Annotated in this window: 20 protein-coding genes, 6 tRNA genes and 3 rRNA genes; 24 read left to right on the top strand and 5 right to left on the bottom strand. The window is 52.6% G+C overall.

The window, feature by feature from the left end:
* Positions 1–42: 42 nt before the first annotated feature.
* From tatA to tatD, 4 genes are read left to right on the top strand one after another with little or no spacing between them, the layout of a single operon-like run.
* Positions 43–297, top strand: coding sequence for a Sec-independent protein translocase subunit TatA (tatA, locus tag MRY16398_RS27600; RefSeq protein WP_039077060.1), 255 nt, complete (start codon positions 43–45; stop codon positions 295–297).
* A gap of 3 nt (positions 298–300) precedes the next feature.
* Entirely contained in the window at positions 301–825 is a 525-nt protein-coding gene (gene tatB / locus MRY16398_RS27595; protein ID WP_039077061.1) for a Sec-independent protein translocase protein TatB, read from the top strand.
* A gap of 2 nt (positions 826–827) precedes the next feature.
* Entirely contained in the window at positions 828–1,592 is a 765-nt protein-coding gene (gene tatC / locus MRY16398_RS27590; protein WP_125125561.1) for a Sec-independent protein translocase subunit TatC, read from the top strand.
* A gap of 41 nt (positions 1,593–1,633) precedes the next feature.
* Complete coding sequence (gene tatD / locus MRY16398_RS27585; RefSeq protein ID WP_125125560.1) at positions 1,634–2,416, top strand: 3'-5' ssDNA/RNA exonuclease TatD; 783 nt, start codon at positions 1,634–1,636, stop codon at positions 2,414–2,416.
* Between the two features lie 7 nt (positions 2,417–2,423).
* Here the strand turns inward: tatD and rfaH are convergent, their stop codons facing one another.
* Positions 2,424–2,912, bottom strand: a complete 489-nt coding sequence (rfaH, locus tag MRY16398_RS27580; protein WP_039077064.1) for a transcription/translation regulatory transformer protein RfaH — start codon at positions 2,910–2,912, stop codon at positions 2,424–2,426.
* 179 nt (positions 2,913–3,091) lie between these two features.
* On the opposite strand from rfaH, the gene ubiD reads away from it, so the two are divergent.
* Together ubiD and fre are read left to right on the top strand one after the other, a co-directional pair.
* A complete protein-coding gene (ubiD, locus tag MRY16398_RS27575) occupies positions 3,092–4,576 on the top strand; it encodes a 4-hydroxy-3-polyprenylbenzoate decarboxylase (RefSeq protein WP_064572394.1) in 1,485 nt (494 codons plus the stop codon).
* A gap of 60 nt (positions 4,577–4,636) precedes the next feature.
* Positions 4,637–5,338: an NAD(P)H-flavin reductase gene (gene fre / locus MRY16398_RS27570; RefSeq protein ID WP_039077066.1), complete on the top strand. Its 702-nt coding sequence runs from the start codon at positions 4,637–4,639 to the stop codon at positions 5,336–5,338.
* 46 nt (positions 5,339–5,384) lie between these two features.
* On the opposite strand, the gene MRY16398_RS27565 is transcribed toward fre, so the two are convergent.
* The 3 genes from MRY16398_RS27565 to fadB form a co-directional block, all read right to left on the bottom strand.
* Positions 5,385–5,750 (bottom strand): hypothetical protein, encoded by a 366-nt coding sequence (locus MRY16398_RS27565; RefSeq protein WP_232034369.1) that lies wholly within the window; start codon positions 5,748–5,750, stop codon positions 5,385–5,387.
* Between the two features lie 274 nt (positions 5,751–6,024).
* Positions 6,025–7,188 (bottom strand): acetyl-CoA C-acyltransferase FadA, encoded by a 1,164-nt coding sequence (gene fadA / locus MRY16398_RS27560; protein ID WP_039077067.1) that lies wholly within the window; start codon positions 7,186–7,188, stop codon positions 6,025–6,027.
* Between the two features lie 9 nt (positions 7,189–7,197).
* Positions 7,198–9,387 (bottom strand): fatty acid oxidation complex subunit alpha FadB, encoded by a 2,190-nt coding sequence (gene fadB, locus MRY16398_RS27555; protein ID WP_125125559.1) that lies wholly within the window; start codon positions 9,385–9,387, stop codon positions 7,198–7,200.
* Between the two features lie 188 nt (positions 9,388–9,575).
* Here fadB and pepQ point away from each other — a divergent pair, with 188 nt between their 5' ends.
* The 11 genes from pepQ (at position 9,576) to birA (ending at position 21,605) form a co-directional block, all read left to right on the top strand.
* On the top strand, positions 9,576–10,907 hold the full coding sequence (gene pepQ / locus MRY16398_RS27550) for a Xaa-Pro dipeptidase (protein WP_125125738.1): 1,332 nt from the start codon (positions 9,576–9,578) through the stop codon (positions 10,905–10,907).
* Positions 10,907–11,521: an IMPACT family protein gene (locus MRY16398_RS27545; RefSeq protein ID WP_125125558.1), complete on the top strand. Its 615-nt coding sequence runs from the start codon at positions 10,907–10,909 to the stop codon at positions 11,519–11,521. The genes pepQ and MRY16398_RS27545 overlap by 1 nt, the downstream gene beginning before the upstream one ends.
* A 39-nt stretch (positions 11,522–11,560) precedes the next feature.
* Positions 11,561–13,012, top strand: coding sequence for a Trk system potassium transporter TrkH (gene trkH / locus MRY16398_RS27540; RefSeq protein ID WP_125125557.1), 1,452 nt, complete (start codon positions 11,561–11,563; stop codon positions 13,010–13,012).
* A gap of 11 nt (positions 13,013–13,023) precedes the next feature.
* A complete protein-coding gene (hemG, locus tag MRY16398_RS27535; RefSeq protein WP_125125556.1) occupies positions 13,024–13,566 on the top strand; it encodes a menaquinone-dependent protoporphyrinogen IX dehydrogenase in 543 nt (180 codons plus the stop codon).
* 394 nt (positions 13,567–13,960) lie between these two features.
* Positions 13,961–15,500, top strand: a 16S ribosomal RNA gene (locus MRY16398_RS27530).
* 70 nt (positions 15,501–15,570) lie between these two features.
* Positions 15,571–15,647: transfer RNA gene (locus MRY16398_RS27525), tRNA-Ile, on the top strand.
* Between the two features lie 105 nt (positions 15,648–15,752).
* A tRNA-Ala gene (locus tag MRY16398_RS27520) sits at positions 15,753–15,828 on the top strand.
* A 304-nt stretch (positions 15,829–16,132) separates the two neighbouring features.
* A 23S ribosomal RNA gene (locus MRY16398_RS27515) occupies positions 16,133–19,034 on the top strand.
* Positions 19,035–19,228: 194 nt separating this feature from the next.
* Positions 19,229–19,344: ribosomal RNA gene (gene rrf, locus MRY16398_RS27510) — 5S ribosomal RNA — on the top strand.
* The 16S, 23S and 5S rRNA genes sit together here with 2 tRNA genes alongside, the layout of an rRNA operon.
* Positions 19,345–19,617: 273 nt before the next feature.
* Positions 19,618–20,646 carry a UDP-N-acetylmuramate dehydrogenase gene (gene murB, locus MRY16398_RS27505; protein WP_107224803.1) on the top strand — a complete coding sequence of 343 codons (1,029 nt, stop codon included), beginning with the start codon at positions 19,618–19,620 and terminating at the stop codon, positions 20,644–20,646.
* Positions 20,643–21,605: a bifunctional biotin--[acetyl-CoA-carboxylase] ligase/biotin operon repressor BirA gene (birA, locus tag MRY16398_RS27500; protein ID WP_125125555.1), complete on the top strand. Its 963-nt coding sequence runs from the start codon at positions 20,643–20,645 to the stop codon at positions 21,603–21,605. The genes murB and birA overlap by 4 nt, the downstream gene beginning before the upstream one ends.
* 30 nt (positions 21,606–21,635) lie before the next feature.
* Here birA and coaA read toward each other — a convergent pair whose 3' ends face one another.
* Entirely contained in the window at positions 21,636–22,586 is a 951-nt protein-coding gene (gene coaA / locus MRY16398_RS27495; protein WP_125125554.1) for a type I pantothenate kinase, read from the bottom strand.
* Between the two features lie 889 nt (positions 22,587–23,475).
* Between coaA and MRY16398_RS27490 the strand changes: the two genes are divergently transcribed.
* The 7 genes from MRY16398_RS27490 to nusG all read left to right on the top strand — a co-directional run bounded on the left by MRY16398_RS27490 (position 23,476) and on the right by nusG (position 26,368).
* Positions 23,476–23,551, top strand: a tRNA-Thr gene (locus MRY16398_RS27490).
* Between the two features lie 8 nt (positions 23,552–23,559).
* Positions 23,560–23,644: transfer RNA gene (locus MRY16398_RS27485), tRNA-Tyr, on the top strand.
* A gap of 109 nt (positions 23,645–23,753) precedes the next feature.
* Positions 23,754–23,828, top strand: a tRNA-Gly gene (locus MRY16398_RS27480).
* Positions 23,829–23,833: 5 nt separating this feature from the next.
* Positions 23,834–23,909 (top strand) — tRNA-Thr (locus MRY16398_RS27475).
* A 115-nt stretch (positions 23,910–24,024) separates the two neighbouring features.
* On the top strand, positions 24,025–25,209 hold the full coding sequence (tuf, locus tag MRY16398_RS27470; RefSeq protein ID WP_047372260.1) for an elongation factor Tu: 1,185 nt from the start codon (positions 24,025–24,027) through the stop codon (positions 25,207–25,209).
* A 228-nt stretch (positions 25,210–25,437) separates the two neighbouring features.
* Complete coding sequence (gene secE, locus MRY16398_RS27465; RefSeq protein WP_003033128.1) at positions 25,438–25,821, top strand: preprotein translocase subunit SecE; 384 nt, start codon at positions 25,438–25,440, stop codon at positions 25,819–25,821.
* Between the two features lies 1 nt (position 25,822).
* A complete protein-coding gene (gene nusG / locus MRY16398_RS27460) occupies positions 25,823–26,368 on the top strand; it encodes a transcription termination/antitermination protein NusG (RefSeq protein WP_001287521.1) in 546 nt (181 codons plus the stop codon).
* The last annotated feature ends 65 nt before the right edge of the window (positions 26,369–26,433 follow it).

Genomic DNA, 26,433 nt, shown 5'->3' with positions numbered 1-26,433 from the left:
ATACTGTGGCTTGTTTTCATCATCTCCTACAGAGGACTATGTATGGGTGGTATCAGTATTTGGCAGTTGTTGATTGTTGCGGTTATCGTCGTGCTGCTGTTTGGAACGAAAAAACTCGGTTCTATCGGTTCCGATTTGGGTGCATCGATCAAAGGCTTTAAAAAGGCCATGAGCGATGATGACAAGCAAGACAAAGACAAATCTGCAGAGGATGCGGATTTCACTGCTAAATCTCTTGCTGATAAGCAAGAGGACGTGAAGAAAGACGAAAAGCGTCACGACAAAGAACAGGTGTAATTCGTGTTTGATATTGGTTTTAGCGAACTGCTATTAGTCTTCGTCATCGGCCTTGTGGTTCTGGGGCCGCAGCGTTTACCCGTTGCGGTGCGTACGATTGTGGGCTGGATCCGCGCGCTGCGCTCGCTGGCGACGACGGTGCAAAATGAGCTGACTCAGGAGCTTAAGCTGCAAGAGTTTCAGGACAGCCTCAAGAAAGTTGAGAAAGCCAGCCTGGACAACCTGACGCCGGAACTAAAGGCATCAATGGATGAGTTGCGCCAGGCAGCCGAGTCGATGAAACGTTCCTATACCGTCAACGATCCGGAAAAGGCCAGCGATGAAGCGCACACTATCCATAACCCGGTGGTGAAAGGTAACGAAGCGCAGCACGAAGGCGTCACTCCGGCAACGGCAGAAGCGCAGGCCAGCGCACCGGAGCAGGCTCCTGACATTCAGGATGCGCCGGAGGCGAAAAAAACCGTAACTCAGGCCGCAGAAGCGAAAACGGCTTCTGAGGCGACCCCTTCTTCAAGTGATAAATCCTGAACATGGCTGTCGATGATACTCAACCGCTCATCACGCATTTGATTGAGCTACGTAAGCGCCTGTTAAACTGCATTATTGCCGTTATCGTGATCTTTCTGGCGCTGGTTTATTTTGCCAATGACATCTATCAGATAGTTTCAGCGCCCTTGATTAAACAGATGCCGCTGGGTGCGACGATGATCGCAACCGATGTGGCGTCACCTTTTTTCACGCCGATCAAATTGACCTTCATGGTGTCGCTGATTCTCTCGGCACCGGTCATTCTTTATCAGGTGTGGGCGTTTGTGGCACCGGCGCTCTACAAACATGAGCGCCGTCTGATCATCCCGCTGCTGGTTTCCAGTTCGCTGCTGTTCTATATCGGTATGGCATTCGCCTACTTTGTGGTGTTCCCGCTGGCGTTTGGCTTCCTGACGCATACGGCACCGGAAGGCGTGCTTGTCTCGACCGATATTGCCAGCTATTTGAATTTCGTCATGGGGCTGTTTATGGCCTTTGGCGTCGCTTTTGAAGTGCCTGTCGCTATCGTGCTGCTGTGTTGGATGGGTATAACAACGCCACAATCGTTGCGCCAGAAGCGACCCTATGTGCTGGTAGGGGCATTTGTGGTGGGCATGTTGCTGACGCCGCCGGATGTTTTCTCCCAGACGTTGCTGGCCATACCCATGTACTGTCTGTTTGAGGTGGGCGTCTTTTTCGCGCGCTTCTACACTGGGAAACGCCTTCAGGTTGACGAAGACCAAGAAGAAACCACGACAGAAGAGTAAATCCAGCCGCCCGTCAGGGCGGTTGTTGTCTGGAGCGCTGTATGTTTGATATCGGTGTGAATCTCACCAGTTCCCAGTTTGCCAAAGATCGTGATGATGTGGTGGCGCGCGCGCAGGCGGCGGGTGTCAGCGGCATGCTGCTGACCGGCACCAATCTGCATGAAAGTCAGCAGGCGCAACAACTGGCAAAACACTATCCACGCTGCTGGTCCACCGCCGGTGTACATCCGCACGATAGCAGTAGCTGGACGCAGGACACGGCAGATGCCCTCCGCCAGCTCGCCGACCAGCCAGAAGTGGTGGCAATTGGCGAGTGTGGGCTCGATTTCAACCGTAATTTCTCGACCCCTGAAGAGCAGGAGCGGGCTTTTTCCGCGCAACTGGCGCTGGCGGCAGAACGTGGTATGCCCGTTTTTTTACACTGTCGCGATGCCCATGACCGTTTTCTGGCGCTCCTGGATCCCTGGCTTCCCCGGTTGCCCGGTGCGGTGCTGCACTGTTTCACCGGCACATTAGACGAAGCGCAGGCGTGTCTGGCGCGGGGTATCTATCTGGGTATTACCGGCTGGGTGTGTGATGAACGGCGTGGACTGGAACTGCGCGACGTGTTGCCGTATATCCCCGCAGACCGTCTGTTTGTAGAAACCGATGCGCCGTATTTGCTGCCGCGTGATTTGTCGCCGAAACCGGCATCGAGACGCAACGAACCCGCGCATCTGGGGCATATTCTGGCCTGTGTCGCTCAGTTGCGCGGTGAAGATGCCCAATGGCTTAGCGACGTGACGAATCAAAACGTGCAGACGCTATTTGGCATCAGGCTTTAACGCAGGATCAGACTTTACGGAAGTCGGTGTTTTTGATGCTCTGTAGCACCTGTTTATTCAGCAGGTTAAGCAGCAGCATGGAGCGGGCTTCGCCGTCCGGCTCTTTAAAGATAGCCTGTAACCCTTCCAGCGCCCCTTCGGTAATGATCACGCTATCGCCGGGGTACGGCGTTTCAGGGTCGGTAACGCCCTCGGGTTTATACAGGGAAAGCTGATGGATAACCGTTGAAGGAACCTGTGCCGGGCTCGCGCCAAAACGGACAAAGTGGCTAACGCCGCGAGTCGCATTAATCGTGGTGGTGTGAATCACCTCGGGATCGAACTCGACAAACAGATAATTTGGGAAGAGCGGTTCGCTCACCGTGGTACGTTTACCACGGACCATTTTTTCCAGTGAGATCATTGGCGTCAGGCAGTTGACCGCCTGGCGTTGAAGATGTTCCTGGGCGCGCTGGAGCTGGCCTCGTTTGCAGTAAAGTAAATACCAGGATTGCATAATGTTCTTTTCCGAAAGTTCGGTGAGCAAGCATACCAAAAGCCTAAGGCGATGGCGAAGTTGATTATAACTGGCGACAATACTTACCGTCCTCTTTCACCTTGATTTAACAAAATTACAGCAACGTGAAGATGAACACCGTATAATAGAGCGCTTAGCAAGAGGCCATTATAAACCCCATGAAATACCATGACCTACGTGATTTTCTGACGCTGCTTGAACAGCAGGGTGAATTAAAACGCATTACATTACCGGTTGATCCCCATCTGGAGATGACGGAAATTGCCGACCGCACCCTGCGCGCGGGAGGACCGGCGTTACTGTTCGAAAACCCGAAAGGGTACACGATGCCGGTGCTGTGCAATTTGTTCGGTACGCCACGTCGGGTTGCATTAGGTATGGGGCAGGAAGAGGTGAGCGCCCTGCGAGAGGTGGGGAAATTACTGGCCTTTCTGAAAGAGCCGGAGCCGCCAAAAGGCTTTCGCGACCTCTTCGATAAGCTCCCCCAGTTTAAACAAGTGCTGAACATGCCGACCAAACGGCTGCGCGGTGCGCCTTGCCAGCAAAAAGTGGTGCAGGGTGACGATGTTGATCTCACCAAAATCCCTATCATGCAGTGCTGGCCCGATGATGTCGCGCCGCTGATTACCTGGGGGTTGACGGTAACGCGCGGACCACAAAAAGAGCGCCAGAATTTAGGCATTTATCGCCAGCAACTGATTGGTAAAAATAAGCTGATCATGCGTTGGTTGTCCCATCGCGGCGGTGCACTCGATTTTCAGGAATGGTGTGCGGCGCATCCGGGCGAACGTTTCCCGGTCTCTGTAGCTCTCGGTGCGGACCCGGCGACGATTCTGGGGGCGGTGACGCCCGTTCCGGACACCCTGTCGGAATATGCCTTTGCCGGGTTACTGCGCGGCACCAAAACCGAAGTCGTCAAATGTCTCTCCAATGATTTAGAAGTCCCGGCCAGTGCGGAAATGGTGCTGGAAGGCTATATTGAGGCTGGAGAGATGGCACCCGAAGGGCCGTATGGCGACCATACCGGCTACTATAACGAGGTTGATAACTTCCCGGTCTTTACCGTCACGCACATTACGCAGCGTGAAGACGCGATTTACCATTCGACCTACACCGGCCGTCCGCCGGATGAACCTGCCGTGCTCGGTGTGGCGCTCAATGAAGTGTTCGTCCCGATTTTGCAAAAGCAGTTCCCGGAAATCGTCGATTTTTATCTGCCGCCGGAGGGCTGTTCTTATCGCCTTGCCGTCGTCACCATGAAGAAACAGTACGCAGGTCATGCAAAACGCGTCATGATGGGCGTCTGGTCGTTCTTGCGCCAGTTTATGTACACCAAGTTCGTGATTGTGTGTGACGACGATGTCAATGCGCGTGACTGGAACGATGTGATTTGGGCGATCACCACCCGTATGGACCCAGCGCGGGACACGGTACTGGTGGAGAATACGCCAATTGATTACCTGGACTTTGCCTCGCCGGTTTCCGGTCTTGGCTCAAAAATGGGCCTGGATGCCACCAATAAATGGCCTGGCGAAACCGAACGAGAGTGGGGTCGCCCCATCAGGAAAGATCCTGACGTGACGGCGCGTATCGACGCCATCTGGGATGAACTGGCCATTTTTAGTGACGGTAAAGGTGCCTGACGCGCCGCCGTTTTTCGCCAGACATTACGACAACGAGTATGAACCCGACAGAGGGAGCGCATGACAACCTTAAGCTGTAAAGTGACCTCGGTAGACGCCATCACCGATACCGTATATCGCGTCCGTTTAGTGCCGGAAGCGGCTTTTTCTTTTCGCGCTGGCCAGTACTTAATGGTAGTGATGGATGAACGAGACAAACGCCCCTTCTCTCTGGCTTCCACGCCGAGCCAGCACGACTTTATCGAGCTGCACATTGGCGCATCAGAATTAAATCTCTACGCCATGGCGGTGATGGACCGTATCCTGAAAGACCGGGAAATTGTGGTGGATCTTCCGCACGGTGACGCCTGGCTACGTGACGATGAAGAGCGTCCGTTAGTGCTGATTGCCGGGGGAACCGGGTTCTCCTACGCGCGTTCCATTTTGTTGACGGCGCTTGAGCAAAACCCGAACCGTGATATCACCATTTACTGGGGTGGGCGCGAAGAGAAGCACCTGTACGATCTGTCCGAGCTGGAAGCATTGTCCGTTGATCATCCGAACCTGCGCGTGGTGCCGGTGGTTGAGCAGCCGGAAGAGAACTGGCGTGGTCGCAGCGGAACCGTTTTGACCGCCGTATTGCAGGATTTCGGTACGCTGGCGGAGCATGATATCTATATCGCCGGACGTTTTGAGATGGCGAAAATCGCCCGTGACCTGTTCTGCAATGAGCGTGGTGCACGTGAAGACCGCCTGTTTGGCGACGCATTCGCGTTTATTTAAGCCTTCCCGAAAACCACCCCTTCGTGAAGGTGGTGGTTTTCAGCAATCACTCATCCAGGTTGTAGAAGTAAACAAACAACGGCTCATCGTTTTCTAACAGACACATCATCTCGCCTGTCGCGCCTTGCTTCGTTTCGAGGTTTGCCGTCACCTGGGTCGCAATATGCTGGCTACCGATATTTTCATCGAAGCGCTCAATAACCGCGGTGCTGGCGTTCGGCCTGGCGGTTTGCAGTTTCGCATGTAATCCCGGATTGTCGGCTCTGAGCTTATTGAGCCCAAATGTCAGGCAGCGTTGTGCCATGACCTGTTCCTGGCGGGTCTCTTCATTTGCCAGTGCTGTCTGTGCTGCCAGTGCGAATGTGGGTAACAGAATAAACAGACAGGATAAAGCCAGAGTAGCGTTCTTCATTTCATTCCCTTGTCGATGTGGTGTCGCTCCCATAAGGAGTGTAAGGGATGGAGAGAAGAATAAGAAATAAAAAGCCCGCCCCTGACAGGCGGGAAAACGGCAACTAAATCTTTCTTTGCCATTGACACCATAACTGCGTTGGCTGCACTCATTTGCCCGAATCACTTACTTCTGTAAGCGCATCGGGATGTAGTCGCTTGCCGTCTTGTTCTGGCGCCAATGTCTTTGAGATCAATTTTTGTAAGCCGGGCACGCGAAGCGCCCCGGCATCGTGTTATACCCGCTCGAACACCGTTGCGATGCCCTGGCCCAGCCCGATACACATGGTCGCCAGACCAAACTGGGCATCTTTGCGCTCCATCAGGTTGAGCAGGGTAGTGCTGATACGCGTACCTGAACAACCCAGCGGATGGCCGAGCGCGATCGCACCGCCGTTGAGGTTGATCTTCTCGTCAATCTGCTCCATCAACCCCAGATCTTTTATGCACGGTAGGATCTGTGCGGCAAAGGCCTCGTTCATTTCAAACAGGTCAATGTCGCTGGTGGTCAGGCCCGCTTTTTTCAGCGCCAGCTTTGATGCCGGAACCGGGCCATAACCCATAATGGATGGGTCGCACCCGACGACAGCCATCGAGCGTACGCGCGCCCGTGGTTTCAGGCCTAACTCGCGGGCACGGCTCTCACTCATGACCAGCATTGCCGATGCGCCGTCGGACAAGGCGGAAGAGGTCCCCGCAGTGACCGTGCCGCTCACCGGATCGAACGCCGGTCTTAAGGCCGAGAGCGCTTCAACGGTGGTTTCCGGGCGAATGACTTCGTCATAATTAAATTGCTTTAACACGCCATCGGCATCGTGGCCGCCGGTGGGGATGATTTCATTTTTAAATGCCCCGGACTGTGTGGCGGCCCAGGCGCGGGCATGAGAACGCGCGCCAAACGCGTCCTGCATTTCGCGGCTGATGCCGTGCATCCGGGAAAGCATCTCTGCGGTAAGCCCCATCATTCCTGCGGCTTTCGCCACATTGCGGCTCATACCCGGATGGAAATCCACGCCGTGGCTCATCGGAACATGACCCATATGCTCCACGCCGCCAACCAGACAGACCTGCGCATCGCCGGTCATGATCATCCGGGCGGCATCGTGCAGCGCCTGCATTGATGAACCGCACAGACGGTTAACGGTTACTGCAGGTACGGAATGGGGGATTTCCGCCAGCAATGACGCGTTGCGGGCAATATTGAAACCCTGCTCCAGAGTCTGCTGAACACAGCCCCAGTAAATATCGTCAATCGCAGAAGCGTCCAGCGCCGGGTTACGCGCCAGCAGGCTGCGCATCAGGTGCGCGGAGAGATCTTCCGCGCGCACGTTGCGAAATGCGCCGCCTTTTGAACGGCCCATCGGGGTGCGAATTGCATCGACAATGACAACCTGTTCCATTGTGACTCCTTAAGCCGTTTTCAGTTCACCTGCCGGACGGGCAGGTTCAACCGGGGGATAATACGCTTCGTTGTGGCGCGCTTTCTCGCGCAGCCCGGCCGGGGCTTCATAGAGCGGGCCGAGGTGCTGGAACTGATGCGCCATATCGAGATATTTTGCGCTGCCAAGCGTGTCGAGCCAGCGGAATGCCCCGCCGTGGAACGGAGGGAAACCGAGACCGTAGACCAGCGCCATATCGGCTTCTGCCGGGCTGGCGATAATGCCTTCTTCCAGGCAGCGCACCACTTCGTTGACCATCGGGATCATCATACGGGCGATAATCTCATCGTCGCTAAAGTCACGCTTCGGCTGGCTAACTTCTGCCAGCAGGGCATTTACCTCGGCATCTTCTTCTTTCTTCGGTTTGCCTTTGCTGTCTTCTTTATAGCGCCAGAAGCCAAGGCCATTTTTCTGCCCGAAACGGTTAGCGTCGAACAGCGCGTCGATAGCATCGCGATAATCTTTCTGCATCCGCTGCGGGAAGCCCGCCGCCATGACGGCTTGCGCGTGATGCGCCGTGTCGATACCGACCACATCCAGCAAATATGCTGGGCCCATTGGCCAGCCAAAGACTTTCTCCATAACTTTATCGACTTTGCGGAAATCCGCACCGTCACGCAGCAACTGGCTAAAGCCGGCAAAATAAGGGAACAACACGCGATTGACGAAGAATCCCGGGCAGTCATTCACCACGATCGGTGTTTTGCCCATTTTGCTCGCCCATGCCACGACTTTAGCGATGGTTTTATCAGACGTTTTTTCACCGCGAATGACTTCAACCAGCGGCATACGGTGTACCGGGTTAAAGAAGTGCATCCCGCAGAAGTTTTCCGGGCGTTTAAGCACGCTTGCCAGTTCGGAAATCGGGATCGTGGAGGTGTTTGACGCCAGGACGGTATCCGGGCTTACCTTTTCTTCGGTTTCTGCGAGAACGGCTTTTTTCACTTTCGGGTTTTCAACAACCGCTTCGACTACGACATCCACGCGCTCAAAGCCGGCATAGTCGAGGGTCGGGTGAATAGTGGAAATGACCCCCGCCAGTTTTAGTCCATCGATTTTGCCGCGTTCAAGCTGTTTATTAAGCAGCTTACCCGCTTCACTCATACCCAGCGTCAGCGATTTGTCATTGATGTCTTTCATAATGACCGGCACGCCTTTCCAGGCAGACTGGTAAGCAATACCGCCGCCCATAATACCCGCACCCAGCACGGCGGCCTGTTTTGGTGTCTCGACATCTTTGGTCAGTTTTTTCGCTTTGCCTTTCACGTATTGATCGTTGAGGAAAATACCGACCAGTGCGCGGGCTTCTTTACTGTGCGCCAGAGGAACAAAACTTTGATTTTCAAGTTTCAGGGCTTCTTCACGGCCAAAGCGAGCGGCTGCTTCAATGGTTTTAACCGCTGTTATGGGGGCGGGGTAATGTTTACCTGCTGTCTGCGCGACCATACCTTTGGCAATCGTAAAGCTCATGGTGGCTTCGATTTTACTTAAGTGCAGCGGCTCCAGCTTCGGCTGGCGTTTGGCTCTCCAGTCGAGATCGCCGTTAATCGCCTGACGTAAAATCGCCACTGCGCCTGCTTTTAATTTTTCCGGCTGAACTACGCCATCGACCAGGCCAATTTTCAGCGCCTCTTCGGCGCCAACATCTTTCCCGGCGGCAATGATTTCCAGCGCACTGTCGGCGCCCAGCAGACGTGGCATACGGACGGAACCGCCAAAACCAGGCATGATGCCCAGTTTCGTTTCCGGCAGACCGATGCGCAGATCCGGCGTCGCCAGACGGTAGTCGGTGGCGAGCACGCACTCGCAGCCGCCGCCCAGCGCATAGCCGTTTACGGCAGAAATGGTCGGTACCGGCAAATCTTCCAGGCGATTGAACACGCTATTGGCAAAGTGCAGCCAGGTACTCAGTTGTTCTGCCGGAACCAGGAACAGAGAGAGGAATTCGGTAATATCGGCACCGACAATAAACGCCGCTTTTTCTGAGCGCAGCAGCAGGCCTTTTAAATCCGCCTGTTTTTCCAGCATGTCCAGCGCCTGGCCGAGGCTGGCTACGGTTGCCGTGTCTAACTTATTCACCGACCCGGGGGCATCGAACACCAGTTCGGCAATGCCATCTTCCAGCCAGTTGATATATAGGGTATCGCCTTTGTAGAGCATGTCAGTCTCCTGAATCCAGCAAGGGATCTGGTCATACCAGATGAAGCGGAGTGTGGTTTTTATGTTAATAAATTGCAAATTTATCTTTAAAGAATTGCTAGTTTGATCACGCTCAGCCGAAATCACCCTACCGGGATCAGGTATGCTAAGATGCAAAAACTTGAGCTCAAAAAACAGAAGGAAGAATGATGGACTCACTGGCTGCGCTGTATAAAAATCATATCGTTACGCTCCAGGAACGTACCCGGGACGTGCTGGCCCGCTTTAAACTGGACGCGCTGTTGATTCACTCCGGTGAACTGTTCAATGTCTTTCTCGACGACCATCCGTACCCTTTCAAAGTCAATCCGCAGTTTAAAGCCTGGGTTCCGGTCACACAGGTTCCAAATTGCTGGTTGCTGGTCGATGGCGTTAACAAACCGAAACTGTGGTTCTACCTGCCGGTCGATTACTGGCACAACGTTGAGCCGTTACCGACCTCCTTCTGGACCGACGAAGTTGAGGTGATTGCCCTGCCGAAAGCCGACGGTATTGGCAGCCTGTTACCTGCTGCTCGCGGAAATATTGGGTATATCGGCCCGGTTCCCGAGCGCGCGCTTTCGCTGGATATCGCTGCCAGTAACATCAACCCGAAAGGGGTGATCGATTACTTGCACTATTACCGCGCCTATAAAACTGATTACGAACTGGCATGTATGCGTGAAGCGCAGAAAACGGCGGTAATGGGGCATCGTGCGGCGGAAGAGGCGTTCCGTTCCGGGATGAGTGAATTTGATATCAACCTGGCTTATTTGACCGCAACCGGGCATCGCGATACCGATGTGCCTTACAGCAATATTGTGGCGCTCAATGAGCACGCCGCCGTCCTTCATTACACCAAACTGGATCATCGCGCACCGGCAGAACTGCGTAGTTTCTTGCTGGATGCAGGGGCGGAATATAACGGTTATGCCGCAGACCTGACCCGCACCTGGTCGGCCAACAGCGATAACGATTATGCCCATCTGGTCAAATATGTTAATGATGAACAACTGGCGTTGATCGCTACGATGAAGTCGGGTGTTAACTACACCGAGTACCACCTCCAGTTCCATCAACGTATTGCGAAGCTGCTGCGTAAACATCAGATAATCTCTGATATGAGCGAAGAGGCAATGGTCGAAAATGACCTGACCGGCCCATTCATGCCACACGGCATTGGTCACCCGCTTGGCCTGCAGGTGCACGATGTTGCAGGCTTTATGCAGGATGATACCGGTACGCACCTGGCGGCGCCGTCCAAATACCCTTACCTGCGTTGTACCCGTGTATTGCAACCACGTATGGTGCTGACGATTGAGCCGGGTATCTACTTTATTGAATCACTGCTGGCGCCATGGCGTGACGGCCCGTTCAGCAAGCACTTCAACTGGCAGAAAATTGAGGCGCTGAAACCATTTGGCGGCATTCGTATCGAAGACAACGTGGTGATTCACGAAAACAGTATCGAAAACATGACGCGTGATTTGAAACTGGCGTAATGGATAGCTGGCTGATACCGGCAGCGCCGGTCACCTTTGTCGAAGAGATCAAGAAAAGCCGTTTTATCACACACCTGGCCCATACTGATGGTGTGGAAGCGGCTAAGGCGTTTGTCGAGTCAGTACGTGCTGAACACACGGATGCGCGACACCATTGTGTGGCCTGGGTAGCCGGGCCGCCGAATGATTCGCAGCAACTGGGCTTTTCTGATGATGGTGAACCTGCGGGTACAGCCGGAAAACCGATGCTCGCCCAGCTAATGGGAAGTGGGGTCGGGGAAATGACCGCCGTAGTGGTGCGCTACTACGGTGGCGTGTTGTTGGGGACCGGTGGACTGGTTAAAGCTTACGGCGGCGGTGTGAGCCAGGCGCTTGCGCAGTTGACGACGCTGCGCAAGACGCCATTAACCGAATATACTTTGCAATGTGAATATGGGCAGTTGACCGGGGTTGAAACCCTGCTGGGGCAGTTTTCCGGCAAGATTGTTGCGAGTGAATACGAGGCGTTTGTTCGGCTTCGGGTGGCACTCCCGCAATCTGAACTGGCTGCTTTTTCAACAAAACTTGCTGATTTCAGTCGTGGTGCGTTGCAATTACACAAGATTGAAGAATAATCCCCACCTAATTTTTGCGTACCTAAGGAAGCGGCAGAGATGCATTTTCGTGCCATAACCCGAATTGTTGGACTTCTGATCATTCTCTTTTCCGGGACGATGATTCTGCCAGGGCTGGTTGCACTTATCTATCGTGATGGCGCAGGAAGGGCATTCACACAGACATTCTTTGTCGCGCTGGCGATTGGCTCTCTGCTGTGGTGGCCTAACCGCCGTGAAAAGAGTGAGTTGAAATCGCGCGAGGGTTTTCTGATCGTTGTGCTGTTCTGGACCGTGCTGGGTAGTGTGGGGGCGTTGCCCTTTATCTTCTCCGAAAGTCCAAACCTGACGGTGACGGATGCTTTTTTCGAATCGTTCTCTGGGTTAACGACGACAGGGGCCACCACGCTGGTGGGGCTGGACTCGTTGCCTCATGCCATTCTCTTTTATCGTCAGATGCTGCAGTGGTTTGGTGGTATGGGGATCATCGTGCTGGCGGTGGCGATTCTGCCTATTCTGGGCGTCGGGGGTATGCAGCTCTATCGCGCTGAAATGCCAGGGCCGCTGAAAGACAATAAAATGCGTCCGCGTATTGCCGAAACAGCGAAGACGCTGTGGCTCATCTATGTATTGCTGACTATCGCCTGTGCGCTGGCATTGTGGTTTGCCGGTATGCCCGCTTTCGATGCAATCGGGCACAGCTTCTCAACCATCGCGATTGGCGGCTTTTCGACGCATGATGCCAGCGTGGGCTACTTCGTCAGCCCTACGATTAACACCATTATCGCCATCTTTCTGCTGATCTCCGGCTGTAACTATGGTCTGCACTTCTCTTTACTCAGCGGTCGCAGTCTGAAAGTGTACTGGCGCGATCCTGAATTTCGCATGTTCATCGGCGTACAGTTGACGCTGGTGGTGATCTGCACCGTGATGCTGTGGTTCCATAATGTCTACAGTTCGGCGATGACGACGCTCAACCAGGCTTTCTTCCAGGTGGTGTCGATGGCGACAACCGCAGGCTTCACGACCGACAGTATCTCTCGCTGGCCGTTATTCCTGCCGGTGCTGTTGCTCTGCTCAGCCTTTATCGGCGGCTGCGCGGGCTCGACGGGGGGCGGCCTGAAAGTTATTCGTATTCTGCTGCTGTTTAAACAGGGTAACCGTGAACTGAAACGTCTGGTGCATCCGAATGCGGTATATAGCATCAAACTGGGGAACCGTGCCCTGCCGGAGCGTATTCTTGAAGCGGTATGGGGGTTCTTCTCCGCCTATGCATTGGTATTTATCGTCAGTATGCTGGCTATCATTGCGACCGGCGTGGATGACTTCTCCGCATTCGCTTCTGTCGTGGCGACACTCAATAACCTGGGCCCGGGGCTTGGTGTAGTGGCGGATAACTTCGCCAGCATGAACCCGATTGCGAAATGGATCCTGATTGCCAATATGCTGTTTGGTCGTCTTGAGGTCTTTACCTTATTGGTACTGTTCACGCCGACCTTCTGGCGCGAATAAGGGAGCTATACGTGAAAACGCTAATTTTGTTTTCTACTCGTGATGGACAAACGCGTGAGATTGCCGCTTATCTGGCCTCGCAATTAAGCGAGCTGGGGGTGAGTACCGATGTGCTCAATCTCAATCGTGTCAGGACGATTGACTGGTCAGCCTATGAGCGCGTCGTCATCGGCGCTTCTATTCGTTATGGTCATTTCAACCCGGCGCTGGACAATTTCGTAAAGCAGCACCAGAAAAACCTGAATGCGCTGCCCGGCGCGTTCTTCTCTGTAAACCTTGTCGCGCGCAAGCCCGAGAAGCGCACCCCGCAGACTAACAACTACACCCGTAAGTTTTTGCTGCGTTCGCCATGGCGTCCTGATGAGTGCGTCGTGTTTGCAGGTGCGCTGCGTTACCCGCGTTATCGCTGGTTTGATCGTCTGATGATTCAACTCATTATGAAGATGACGGATGGCGAAACGGATACCCGTAAAGAAGTGGTCTATACCGACTGGCAGCAGGTGACCGAATTTGCGCGCAAAATTGCTCAGTTAAACAGCAAAGCGCCGCTTTAACCGCCGCTATGAATGAAATATGAGCGAACGATAATTTTTTTGAATTTTATGCTTGTCACTTCACAAGAACTCCCTATAATGCGCCTCCACTGACACGGAACAACGGCAAACAAGCCGCCGGGTTAGCAGGGTTCTCAGGCGAATGCCGGTGAGAATTCCGCAGAGAAAAGTGAAAATAAACACTTGACTCTGCAGCGGGAAAGCGTAATATGCACACCCCGCGCCGCAGCGAAAAACGAAGCGGCACTGCTCTTTAACAATTTATCAGACAATCTGTGTGGGCACTCAAAGTGACATGGATTCTTAACGTCCTCGGACGATAAATGAATACCAAGTCTCATAGAGTGAACACGTAATTCATTACGAAGTTTAATTCTACGAGCATCAAACTTTTAAATTGAAGAGTTTGATCATGGCTCAGATTGAACGCTGGCGGCAGGCCTAACACATGCAAGTCGAACGGTAGCACAGAGAGCTTGCTCTCGGGTGACGAGTGGCGGACGGGTGAGTAATGTCTGGGAAACTGCCCGATGGAGGGGGATAACTACTGGAAACGGTAGCTAATACCGCATAATGTCGCAAGACCAAAGAGGGGGACCTTCGGGCCTCTTGCCATCGGATGTGCCCAGATGGGATTAGCTAGTTGGTGAGGTAATGGCTCACCAAGGCGACGATCCCTAGCTGGTCTGAGAGGATGACCAGCCACACTGGAACTGAGACACGGTCCAGACTCCTACGGGAGGCAGCAGTGGGGAATATTGCACAATGGGCGCAAGCCTGATGCAGCCATGCCGCGTGTGTGAAGAAGGCCTTCGGGTTGTAAAGCACTTTCAGCGGGGAGGAAGGCAATACGGTTAATAACCGTGTTGATTGACGTTACCCGCAGAAGAAGCACCGGCTAACTCCGTGCCAGCAGCCGCGGTAATACGGAGGGTGCAAGCGTTAATCGGAATTACTGGGCGTAAAGCGCACGCAGGCGGTCTGTCAAGTCGGATGTGAAATCCCCGGGCTCAACCTGGGAACTGCATTCGAAACTGGCAGGCTTGAGTCTTGTAGAGGGGGGTAGAATTCCAGGTGTAGCGGTGAAATGCGTAGAGATCTGGAGGAATACCGGTGGCGAAGGCGGCCCCCTGGACAAAGACTGACGCTCAGGTGCGAAAGCGTGGGGAGCAAACAGGATTAGATACCCTGGTAGTCCACGCCGTAAACGATGTCGACTTGGAGGTTGTGCCCTTGAGGCGTGGCTTCCGGAGCTAACGCGTTAAGTCGACCGCCTGGGGAGTACGGCCGCAAGGTTAAAACTCAAATGAATTGACGGGGGCCCGCACAAGCGGTGGAGCATGTGGTTTAATTCGATGCAACGCGAAGAACCTTACCTGGTCTTGACATCCACGGAATTTGGCAGAGATGCCTTAGTGCCTTCGGGAACCGTGAGACAGGTGCTGCATGGCTGTCGTCAGCTCGTGTTGTGAAATGTTGGGTTAAGTCCCGCAACGAGCGCAACCCTTATCCTTTGTTGCCAGCGGTCCGGCCGGGAACTCAAAGGAGACTGCCAGTGATAAACTGGAGGAAGGTGGGGATGACGTCAAGTCATCATGGCCCTTACGACCAGGGCTACACACGTGCTACAATGGCATATACAAAGAGAAGCGACCTCGCGAGAGCAAGCGGACCTCATAAAGTATGTCGTAGTCCGGATTGGAGTCTGCAACTCGACTCCATGAAGTCGGAATCGCTAGTAATCGTGGATCAGAATGCCACGGTGAATACGTTCCCGGGCCTTGTACACACCGCCCGTCACACCATGGGAGTGGGTTGCAAAAGAAGTAGGTAGCTTAACCTTCGGGAGGGCGCTTACCACTTTGTGATTCATGACTGGGGTGAAGTCGTAACAAGGTAACCGTAGGGGAACCTGCGGTTGGATCACCTCCTTACCTTAAAGAACCTGCCTTTGTAGTGCTCACACAGATTGTCTGATGAAATAGAGCAGTAAGAAATCTCTGCAGGCTTGTAGCTCAGGTGGTTAGAGCGCACCCCTGATAAGGGTGAGGTCGGTGGTTCAAGTCCACTCAGGCCTACCAAATTCGTCCTGATACTGCGTTGCAAAATAACTCGCATACCTCAGTATGCTTCGTTATTCCGCGCCTTGTCTCAGAACGAATTACCGGTACAGAGGTGATCACGATGGGGCTATAGCTCAGCTGGGAGAGCGCCTGCTTTGCACGCAGGAGGTCTGCGGTTCGATCCCGCATAGCTCCACCATCTTTTACTGCGAACACAAGAAAACTTCAGAGTGAACCTGAAAAGGTGCACTGCGAAGTTTTGCTCTTTAAAAATCTGGATCAAGCTGAAAATTGAAACGACACACGAAAGTGTGTTCGAGTCTCTCAAATTATCGCAATCAGAAGATGACACTGTAAAAGGTGACGTGAGCGACGTGAAGACAAGGCGTACCGCACGCAGCGAGCGGAGTGGACTTGATGTCCATGAGCATCGCGAGTACGGAACAACGCAGTATTCACAACGCGCAACAAACCGGACAGAACAAAACATCTTCGGGTTGTGAGGTTAAGCGACTAAGCGTACACGGTGGATGCCCTGGCAGTCAGAGGCGATGAAGGACGTGCTAATCTGCGAAAAGCGCCGGCGAGGTGATATGAACCTTTGACCCGGCGATGTCCGAATGGGGAAACCCAGTGCAATCCGTTGCACTATCGTTTGATGAATACATAGTCAAACGAGGCGAACCGGGGGAACTGAAACATCTAAGTACCCCGAGGAAAAGAAATCAACCGAGATTCCCCCAGTAGCGGCGAGCGAACGGGGAGCAGCCCAGAGCCTGAATCAGCTTGTGTGTTAGTGGAAGCGTCTGGAAAGTCGCGCGATACAGGGTGACAGCCCCGTACACGAAAGCACACAGGCTGTGAGCTCGATGAGTAGGGCGGGACACGTGGTATCCTGTCTGAATATGGGGGGACCATCCTCCAAGGCTAAATACTCCTGACTGACCGATAGTGAACCAGTACCGTGAGGGAAAGGCGAAAAGAACCCCGGCGAGGGGAGTGAAAAAGAACCTGAAACCGTGTACGTACAAGCAGTGGGAGCCTCTTAATGGGGTGACTGCGTACCTTTTGTATAATGGGTCAGCGACTTATATTCTGTAGCAAGGTTAACCGAATAGGGGAGCCGAAGGGAAACCGAGTCTTAACTGGGCGTTAAGTTGCAGGGTATAGACCCGAAACCCGGTGATCTAGCCATGGGCAGGTTGAAGGTTGGGTAACACTAACTGGAGGACCGAACCGACTAATGTTGAAAAATTAGCGGATGACTTGTGGCTGGGGGTGAAAGGCCAATCAAACCGGGAGATAGCTGGTTCTCCCCGAAAGCTATTTAGGTAGCGCCTCGTGAATTCATCTCCGGGGGTAGAGCACTGTTTCGGCTAGGGGGCCATCCCGGCTTACCAACCCGATGCAAACTACGAATACCGGAGAATGTTATCACGGGAGACACACGGCGGGTGCTAACGTCCGTCGTGAAGAGGGAAACAACCCAGACCGCCAGCTAAGGTCCCAAAGTCATGGTTAAGTGGGAAACGATGTGGGAAGGCACAGACAGCCAGGATGTTGGCTTAGAAGCAGCCATCATTTAAAGAAAGCGTAATAGCTCACTGGTCGAGTCGGCCTGCGCGGAAGATGTAACGGGGCTAAACCATGCACCGAAGCTGCGGCAGCGACACTAAGTGTTGTTGGGTAGGGGAGCGTTCTGTAAGCCTGCGAAGGTGTGCTGTGAGGCATGCTGGAGGTATCAGAAGTGCGAATGCTGACATAAGTAACGATAAAGCGGGTGAAAAGCCCGCTCGCCGGAAGACCAAGGGTTCCTGTCCAACGTTAATCGGGGCAGGGTGAGTCGACCCCTAAGGCGAGGCCGAAAGGCGTAGTCGATGGGAAACAGGTTAATATTCCTGTACTTGGTGTTACTGCGAAGGGGGGACGGAGAAGGCTATGTTAGCCGGGCGACGGTTGTCCCGGTTTAAGCATGTAGGCTGGTTATCCAGGCAAATCCGGATAATCAAGGCTGAGGTGTGATGACGAGTCACTACGGTGATGAAGTAACAAATGCCCTGCTTCCAGGAAAAGCCTCTAAGCATCAGGTAACACGAAATCGTACCCCAAACCGACACAGGTGGTCAGGTAGAGAATACCAAGGCGCTTGAGAGAACTCGGGTGAAGGAACTAGGCAAAATGGTGCCGTAACTTCGGGAGAAGGCACGCTGATATGTAGGTGAAGCCCCTGCGGGTGGAGCTGAAATCAGTCGAAGATACCAGCTGGCTGCAACTGTTTATTAAAAACACAGCACTGTGCAAACACGAAAGTGGACGTATACGGTGTGACGCCTGCCCGGTGCCGGAAGGTTAATTGATGGGGTTATCCGTAAGGAGAAGCTCTTGATCGAAGCCCCGGTAAACGGCGGCCGTAACTATAACGGTCCTAAGGTAGCGAAATTCCTTGTCGGGTAAGTTCCGACCTGCACGAATGGCGTAATGATGGCCAGGCTGTCTCCACCCGAGACTCAGTGAAATTGAACTCGCTGTGAAGATGCAGTGTACCCGCGGCAAGACGGAAAGACCCCGTGAACCTTTACTATAGCTTGACACTGAACATTGAGCCTTGATGTGTAGGATAGGTGGGAGGCTTTGAAGTGTGGACGCCAGTCTGCATGGAGCCAACCTTGAAATACCACCCTTTAATGTTTGATGTTCTAACGTGGACCCGTAATCCGGGTTGCGGACAGTGTCTGGTGGGTAGTTTGACTGGGGCGGTCTCCTCCCAAAGAGTAACGGAGGAGCACGAAGGTTGGCTAATCCTGGTCGGACATCAGGAGGTTAGTGCAATGGCATAAGCCAGCTTGACTGCGAGCGTGACGGCGCGAGCAGGTGCGAAAGCAGGTCATAGTGATCCGGTGGTTCTGAATGGAAGGGCCATCGCTCAACGGATAAAAGGTACTCCGGGGATAACAGGCTGATACCGCCCAAGAGTTCATATCGACGGCGGTGTTTGGCACCTCGATGTCGGCTCATCACATCCTGGGGCTGAAGTAGGTCCCAAGGGTATGGCTGTTCGCCATTTAAAGTGGTACGCGAGCTGGGTTTAGAACGTCGTGAGACAGTTCGGTCCCTATCTGCCGTGGGCGCTGGAGAATTGAGGGGGGCTGCTCCTAGTACGAGAGGACCGGAGTGGACGCATCACTGGTGTTCGGGTTGTCATGCCAATGGCACTGCCCGGTAGCTACATGCGGAAGAGATAAGTGCTGAAAGCATCTAAGCACGAAACTTGCCCCGAGATGAGTTCTCCCTTGTCCTTTAAGGACACTAAAGGAACGTTGAAGACGACGACGTTGATAGGCCGGGTGTGTAAGCGCAGCGATGCGTTGAGCTAACCGGTACTAATGAACCGTGAGGCTTAACCTTACAACGCCGAAGATGTTTTGGCGGATTGAGAGAATTTTCAGCTTAGATACAGATTTTCGGGAACGAAAGATTTTACGCTGAGGCAAGGCGGCAAATGAAGGAAAGGAAGGAGCATACATGAGTATGTGACTGACTTTGCGAATGCAGCCAACGCAGCCACAGTGAAAAAGATTCGTTTCCGGCAACAGAATTTGCCTGGCGGCTTTAGCGCGGTGGTCCCACCTGACCCCATGCCGAACTCAGAAGTGAAACGCCGTAGCGCCGATGGTAGTGTGGGGTCTCCCCATGTGAGAGTAGGGAACTGCCAGGCATCAAATTAAAAGACCTGCACCCGTCTTCGGGGCAGTTCGCTACTCGACAGAGAGTAGGACAAAAGCGAGCGCTTTTGAACGTTGCGCAGCAACGGCCCGAAGGGTGAATCACAACGTGATTCATAAACTGCCAGGCATCAGACAAGTAAGAAGCCCATCCTCACGGATGGGCTTTTTGCGTTTTTATCCCTCAAGAAACCTCCCATATAACCACAAGCGCTCACTTTGCATATGCGGTAAACTAGCCGGGTTTTTGCATCAGGATAGCGTCTATGAACCACTCCCTTAAGCCCTGGAATACCTTCGGCATTGATCACAATGCAAATAAAATAATACGTGCTGAAAGCGTGCAGCAACTACTTGAAGCGTGGCAGGAATCCGTACGTAATGAACAGCCCGTATTGATGCTGGGTGAGGGCAGTAATGTTCTTTTCCTGGAAGATTTCACAGGTACGGTCATTATTAACCGCATCCTGGGTATTGAAACTGAGGAAAGCGCCGAGGCCTGGCATGTACATGTTGGTGCGGGAGAAAACTGGCATCAACTCGTGCAATTTACACTCTCGCATGGAATGCCCGGTCTGGAAAACCTTGCGTTGATCCCTGGTTGTGTTGGTTCATCGCCTATCCAGAATATCGGCGCATACGGTGTTGAATTGCAGCGCGTTTGCGCCTATGTCGACTGTGTAGAGTTGAGTACGGGAAATACCCGCCGATTAACGGCAGAAGCTTGCCGCTTTGGCTACCGTGACAGTATCTTCAAACATGAGTATCAGGATCGCTACGCAATCGTCGCGGTTGGTTTGCGCTTATCTAAGCAGTGGCAGCCGGTTCTGACTTATGGCGATCTGACGCGTCTGGACCCGGCAACCGTAACGCCGCAGAACGTTTTTGAAGAAGTTTGCCGCATGCGCACCAGTAAGTTACCCGATCCGAAAGTAAACGGTAATGCCGGTAGCTTCTTTAAAAATCCGGTTGTGAGTGCCGAACAGGCCGCCGCGCTACTGGAAAAGTCACCAAAAGCTCCCCATTACCCTCAACCTGATGGCACAGTAAAACTCGCTGCCGGATGGCTTATCGATCAATGCCAGTTAAAAGGTGTATCTATTGGTGGGGCAGCCGTTCATCCGTTACAGGCACTGGTGCTAATCAATCAAAATCACGCGACCAGTAAAGATGTTGTCCGCCTGGCTCACCATGTACGTGAACAGGTTGGCGCGAAGTTTAATGTCTGGCTGGAACCGGAGGTGCGTTTTATCGGCCATCGTGGCGAAGTCAATGCCGTGGAGGTGATTGCATGAAAGACAACACCATTCCATTAACCCTGGTCTCTATCCTTGCTGATGGTGAATTCCATTCTGGTGAACAGCTCGGTGAGCGGCTGGGCATGAGTCGTGCAGCTATCAATAAACACATTCAAACCCTGCGTGACTGGGGGGTGGATGTATTCACCGTGCCCGGTAAAGGTTACAGTCTTCCTGAACCCATCCAATTGTTGAATGAAGAACTGATCGTAACGCAGGTTCAAACAGGTAAAGTGGCCGTATTGCCGGTTATTGATTCCACTAACCAATACCTGCTGGATCGTATCGGCGAGCTGCGATCCGGTGATGCCTGTGTCGCAGAATACCAGCAGGCGGGGCGTGGTCGGCGTGGGCGTAAGTGGTTCTCACCCTTTGGTGCGAATCTCTATCTCTCCATGTACTGGCGTCTTGAACAAGGTCCGGCTGCGGCCATCGGATTAAGTCTGGTCATTGGCATTATCATGGCAGAGGTTCTGCAAGAACTTGGCGCAGAAAATGTTCGGGTGAAATGGCCCAATGATCTGTATCTGGGTGACCGTAAACTTGCCGGTATCCTCGTTGAATTAACCGGTAAAACTGGCGATGCTGCGCAGATCGTGATAGGGGCTGGCATCAACCTTGCCATGCGCCATGCGGAAAGTGACGTGATCAATCAAGGCTGGGTTAACCTGCAAGAAGCGGGTGTAGCCATTGATCGCAATACGCTCGCTGTCCGTCTGATTAATGAATTACGTGCTGCGCTACAGTCTTTTGAACAAGAAGGGTTAAGTCCCTGGCTCTCTCGCTGGAAGAAACTGGATAATTTTATCGATCGCCCGGTGAAATTGATCATCGGCGAGAGAGAAATATTTGGTATCTCGCGTGGCATTGATGCACAAGGTGCATTGTTACTTGAACAGGATGGAGTAATTAAACCCTGGATGGGTGGTGAAATTTCCTTACGCAGTGCCGAATAATAAAATGGGGAGCATTTCGCTCCCCTTGTTTTATTTTCGCAGGCGTACTTGCTCGACCGCGTGGTCAGCACTCTTGGTCATAACGAGGCTTGCACGCTCACGGGTTGGAAGGATATTTTCTTTCAAATTTAGCCAGTTAATTTCCTTCCATAGGGATGTGGCTATATTGATGGCTTCTTCTTCGGTCAATTTCGCATAGTTATGGAAATAAGAATCCGGATCGGTGAAAGCCCCTTCACGGAATTTCAGGAAGCGATTGATATACCATTTCTGTAGTAACTCTTCCGGCGCATCGACATAAATGGAGAAGTCGACAAAGTCAGAAACAAATACATGATGAGGGTCATGAGGATAATCCATACCGCTTTGTAATACGTTGAGTCCTTCCAGGATCAGAATATCCGGTTGAGTTACCGTTTTATCTCCGTCCGGGATCACATCGTAAATTAAATGTGAATATACTGGTGCAGTAACGTTTGGCACGCCGGATTTAATATCGGAAACGAATTTCACCAGACGGTGCATATCATAAGATTGCGGAAACCCTTTCTTCTTCATCAGGCCACGATCTTTTAAAACCTGATTAGGATGCAAAAAGCCATCGGTGGTGATTAATTCAACGCGGCGATGCTCCGGCCAGCGACTTAATAAAGCCTGCAATACACGTGCAGTGGTGCTTTTGCCCACGGCAACGCTACCTGCAATGCTGATGATATAAGGTATTCTTTGTCCATTCGTGCCTAAGAATTGTTCAAGCACAGCCTGGCGACGTAAATTCGAACTGATATAAAAATTGAGCAAACGCGATAGCGGCAGATAAATCTCTGCAACCTCTTCCAAAGAGAGATCTTCATTAATGCCTTTTAACCGCGCGATTTCACCCTCAGTGAGCGTCATCGGCACTGAATCACGAAGCGCAGCCCACTGGCTACGATTGAACTGCAAGTACGGGGTCATTAACGTTTGCTCTTTTTTACTCATAAGCTTTTTCTGCCTGCCATGGTGGCTCGCCACGTATGCTTCCGACACGGAGCGAGAAGCCTTCTTTTAAGGTAATGTGATGGCGCGACGTTATTGATATAAGTTAGGACAATGGGCAGGAGGTTAACACCAGATGGCAGGGAATAATATGAAAAATCGCGTCTGCATGATGCTTTCCGGGGAAAGCATCACGTTTCAGAGACTGCCAGGCAATAGCGCGGGATAACGGAATTACCGCGAATAAGCGTTTGTAATAAATCGCGGTTGAATGTGTGCTTCCATCTGCTGAGTTCAGGAAATCCGCTATTTCGGCAGGCAGTGTCGTCCCTGCTACTGTAGAAACCTTCTATATGCAAACCGGCCTGTGCTTAGTGATAAAGAAGGCTGCGTTGCCATGCATAACCCGCTTTCTCAAATGTATTAATAAGGCATTAACCAGAACCGCTTCGCTGGAGCTGATGGTGTACCTTATTTATCTTGATGGATGATGTTACGAAGATGACCGTTCGTTTCGTCCCTCTGAACGACCTGCACAACAAATTGGCAAGTTCCTCGCAATAAACGGAAAGACCCTTTTTACAGTGCTACTCCCGCGTACAGGTGATACGAATCACGCTCTCCTCAATAAGGGATTTCTTCTTGATTGGTTAAAAAACGGCATCAGGGTGAAGCAAAAGCACTTTATACAGACAGATGGGAGGTGCGCTCGCCTTAAACGGCGAGGAGGTATGGCCTCCAATAGCTGCCACGATGCTGGTTTTTTCCACTGATTTGCTTGAAATAGCAGCATTTAACGGCCTTGTCGTGCAAAATGTGAGCGATAGAACAATTTGTGCAATTTTTTAGTTGCATCAAGCGCTCTGTCTCCCTAGAATGCGCGCTACTTGATGCCGACTTAGCTCAGTAGGTAGAGCAACTGACTTGTAATCAGTAGGTCACCAGTTCGATTCCGGTAGTCGGCACCATCAAGTCCGGTGGGGTTCCCGAGCGGCCAAAGGGAGCAGACTGTAAATCTGCCGTCACAGACTTCGAAGGTTCGAATCCTTCCCCCACCACCATTTTCGGTCACCTCGTGTGACCAGAGTTGGTGTCAAAACTGAATCAACTCAAAGGGAGAGTTTTCTTCTCCTGAAACACAGAAAGAATAGGGTAGCCGAGTTTTAGGATGCGGGCATCGTATAATGGCTATTACCTCAGCCTTCCAAGCTGATGATGCGGGTTCGATTCCCGCTGCCCGCTCCAGACGTGCTGATATGGCTCAGTTGGTAGAGCGCACCCTTGGTAAGGGTGAGGTCCCCAGTTCGACTCTGGGTATCAGCACCACTTCTTTATCTCTCCTCCCCTGTTTCTCTCTGTTTATTGCATTCAACAAGTCGGGCATGTTGCCTGGTTGATGTGGTGATATCACCGATTTATCCGTGTCTTAGAGGGACAATCGATGTCTAAAGAAAAGTTTGAACGTACAAAACCGCACGTTAACGTCGGTACTATCGGCCACGTTGACCATGGTAAAACAACGCTGACCGCTGCAATCACTACCGTTCTGTCCAAAACTTACGGTGGCCAGGCTCGCGCATTCGACCAGATCGATAACGCGCCGGAAGAAAAAGCACGTGGTATCACCATCAACACCTCTCACGTTGAGTACGATACTGCGATCCGTCACTACGCACACGTAGACTGCCCGGGCCACGCCGACTATGTTAAAAACATGATCACCGGTGCTGCGCAGATGGACGGCGCGATCCTGGTTGTTGCTGCGACTGACGGCCCGATGCCGCAGACTCGTGAGCACATCCTGCTGGGTCGTCAGGTAGGCGTTCCGTACATCATCGTGTTCCTGAACAAATGCGACATGGTTGATGACGAAGAGCTGCTGGAACTGGTTGAAATGGAAGTTCGTGAACTTCTGTCTCAGTACGATTTCCCGGGCGACGACACCCCGATCGTTCGTGGTTCTGCTCTGAAAGCGCTGGAAGGCGACGCAGAGTGGGAAGCGAAAATCATCGAACTGGCTGGCCACCTGGATACCTATATCCCGGAACCAGAGCGTGCGATTGACAAGCCGTTCCTGCTGCCGATCGAAGACGTATTCTCCATCTCCGGTCGTGGTACCGTTGTTACCGGTCGTGTAGAGCGCGGTATCATCAAAGTTGGTGAAGAAGTTGAAATCGTTGGTATCAAAGATACTGCGAAATCTACCTGTACCGGCGTTGAAATGTTCCGCAAACTGCTGGACGAAGGCCGTGCTGGTGAGAACGTTGGTGTTCTGCTGCGTGGTATCAAACGTGAAGAAATCGAACGTGGTCAGGTACTGGCTAAGCCGGGCACCATCAAGCCGCACACCAAGTTCGAATCCGAAGTGTACATTCTGTCCAAAGACGAAGGCGGCCGTCATACTCCGTTCTTCAAAGGCTACCGTCCGCAGTTCTACTTCCGTACAACTGACGTGACTGGCACCATCGAACTGCCGGAAGGCGTAGAGATGGTAATGCCGGGCGACAACATTAAAATGGTTGTTACCCTGATCCACCCGATCGCGATGGACGACGGTCTGCGTTTCGCAATCCGTGAAGGCGGCCGTACTGTAGGCGCGGGCGTTGTAGCAAAAGTTCTCGGCTAATCGCTGATAACATTTGACGCTAAGCGTAAGAAAAGGGCATCATTTGATGCCCTTTTTGCACGCTCTCGAATCAGAACCTGGCTCATCAGTGATTTTTTTTGTCATAATCATTGCTGAGACAGGCTCTGTAGATGGCGTTAAATCCGAAACGCGCCAGAGCATTTCGGTTTGGTTGCCTCGCCTATGCGGGGCAAAAATGTTTGTCTGATTCTTGTAACAGGTTGGTTTATGAGTGCGAATACCGAAGCTCAAGGGAGCGGGCGCGGCCTGGAAGCGATGAAGTGGGTTGTTGTTGCTGTTCTGTTGCTCGTAGCGATCGTTGGCAACTACCTTTATCGTGACATGATGCTGCCGCTGCGTGCGCTGGCCGTTGTGATTCTGATTGCTGCAGCAGGTGGTGTCGCGCTGTTGACGACGAAGGGTAAAGCGACCGTTGCGTTTGCCCGCGAAGCGAGAACTGAAGTCCGTAAGGTAATTTGGCCTACTCGCCAGGAAACATTGCACACCACATTGATCGTAGCTGCGGTAACTGCGGTTATGTCACTTATTCTGTGGGGACTGGATGGTATTCTGGTTCGCCTCGTTTCCTTTATCACTGGCCTGAGGTTCTGAGATGTCTGAAGCTCCTAAAAAGCGCTGGTACGTCGTTCAGGCGTTTTCCGGTTTTGAAGGCCGCGTAGCGACTTCGCTGCGTGAGCACATCAAATTACACAATATGGAAGAGTTGTTTGGCGAAGTTATGGTGCCGACCGAAGAAGTGGTCGAAATCCGTGGCGGCCAGCGTCGTAAAAGCGAGCGTAAATTCTTCCCGGGTTACGTACTGGTCCAGATGGTCATGAACGACGCAAGCTGGCACCTGGTGCGCAGCGTTCCGCGCGTAATGGGCTTCATCGGTGGTACTTCCGATCGTCCGGCGCCGATCAGCGATAAAGAAGTTGATGCGATTATGAACCGTCTGCAGCAGGTGGGTGATAAGCCGCGTCCGAAAACGCTGTTCGAACCAGGTGAAATGGTCCGCGTTAACGATGGTCCGTTTGCTGACTTCAATGGTGTGGTCGAAGAAGTTGACTACGAGAAGTCCCGCCTGAAAGTTTCTGTTTCCATTTTCGGTCGTGCGACCCCGGTGGAGCTGGACTTTAGCCAGGTAGAGAAAGCCTAAAAAAAGGCGATCAAATGTTGCACAAGGCGCGAAGTTGGCATACAATTTCGCGCCTTTTGATTTTA

Origin of the sequence: Phytobacter sp. MRY16-398 (assembly GCF_003925915.1) — a bacterium.
In the GTDB taxonomy this organism is placed as follows: Bacteria; Pseudomonadota; Gammaproteobacteria; order Enterobacterales; family Enterobacteriaceae; genus Phytobacter; species Phytobacter diazotrophicus.
This window is presented reverse-complemented; position numbering and strand designations above follow the sequence as displayed.

Bases quoted from the DNA above. Each gene is read 5' to 3' on its own strand.
- tatA (WP_039077060.1), top strand. From the start codon at position 43: ATGGGTGGTATCAGTATTTGGCAGTTGTTGATTGTTGCGGTTATCGTC.
- tatC (WP_125125561.1), top strand. From the start codon at position 828: ATGGCTGTCGATGATACTCAACCGCTCATCACGCATTTGATTGAGCTA.
- tatD (WP_125125560.1), top strand. From the start codon at position 1,634: ATGTTTGATATCGGTGTGAATCTCACCAGTTCCCAGTTTGCCAAAGAT.
- rfaH (WP_039077064.1), bottom strand. From the start codon at position 2,912: ATGCAATCCTGGTATTTACTTTACTGCAAACGAGGCCAGCTCCAGCGC.
- ubiD (WP_064572394.1), top strand. From the start codon at position 3,092: ATGAAATACCATGACCTACGTGATTTTCTGACGCTGCTTGAACAGCAG.
- fre (WP_039077066.1), top strand. From the start codon at position 4,637: ATGACAACCTTAAGCTGTAAAGTGACCTCGGTAGACGCCATCACCGAT.
- MRY16398_RS27565 (WP_232034369.1), bottom strand. From the start codon at position 5,750: ATGAAGAACGCTACTCTGGCTTTATCCTGTCTGTTTATTCTGTTACCC.
- fadA (WP_039077067.1), bottom strand. From the start codon at position 7,188: ATGGAACAGGTTGTCATTGTCGATGCAATTCGCACCCCGATGGGCCGT.
- fadB (WP_125125559.1), bottom strand. From the start codon at position 9,387: ATGCTCTACAAAGGCGATACCCTATATATCAACTGGCTGGAAGATGGC.
- pepQ (WP_125125738.1), top strand. From the start codon at position 9,576: ATGGACTCACTGGCTGCGCTGTATAAAAATCATATCGTTACGCTCCAG.
- MRY16398_RS27545 (WP_125125558.1), top strand. From the start codon at position 10,907: ATGGATAGCTGGCTGATACCGGCAGCGCCGGTCACCTTTGTCGAAGAG.
- trkH (WP_125125557.1), top strand. From the start codon at position 11,561: ATGCATTTTCGTGCCATAACCCGAATTGTTGGACTTCTGATCATTCTC.
- murB (WP_107224803.1), top strand. From the start codon at position 19,618: ATGAACCACTCCCTTAAGCCCTGGAATACCTTCGGCATTGATCACAAT.
- birA (WP_125125555.1), top strand. From the start codon at position 20,643: ATGAAAGACAACACCATTCCATTAACCCTGGTCTCTATCCTTGCTGAT.
- coaA (WP_125125554.1), bottom strand. From the start codon at position 22,586: ATGAGTAAAAAAGAGCAAACGTTAATGACCCCGTACTTGCAGTTCAAT.
- tuf (WP_047372260.1), top strand. From the start codon at position 24,025: ATGTCTAAAGAAAAGTTTGAACGTACAAAACCGCACGTTAACGTCGGT.
- secE (WP_003033128.1), top strand. From the start codon at position 25,438: ATGAGTGCGAATACCGAAGCTCAAGGGAGCGGGCGCGGCCTGGAAGCG.
- nusG (WP_001287521.1), top strand. From the start codon at position 25,823: ATGTCTGAAGCTCCTAAAAAGCGCTGGTACGTCGTTCAGGCGTTTTCC.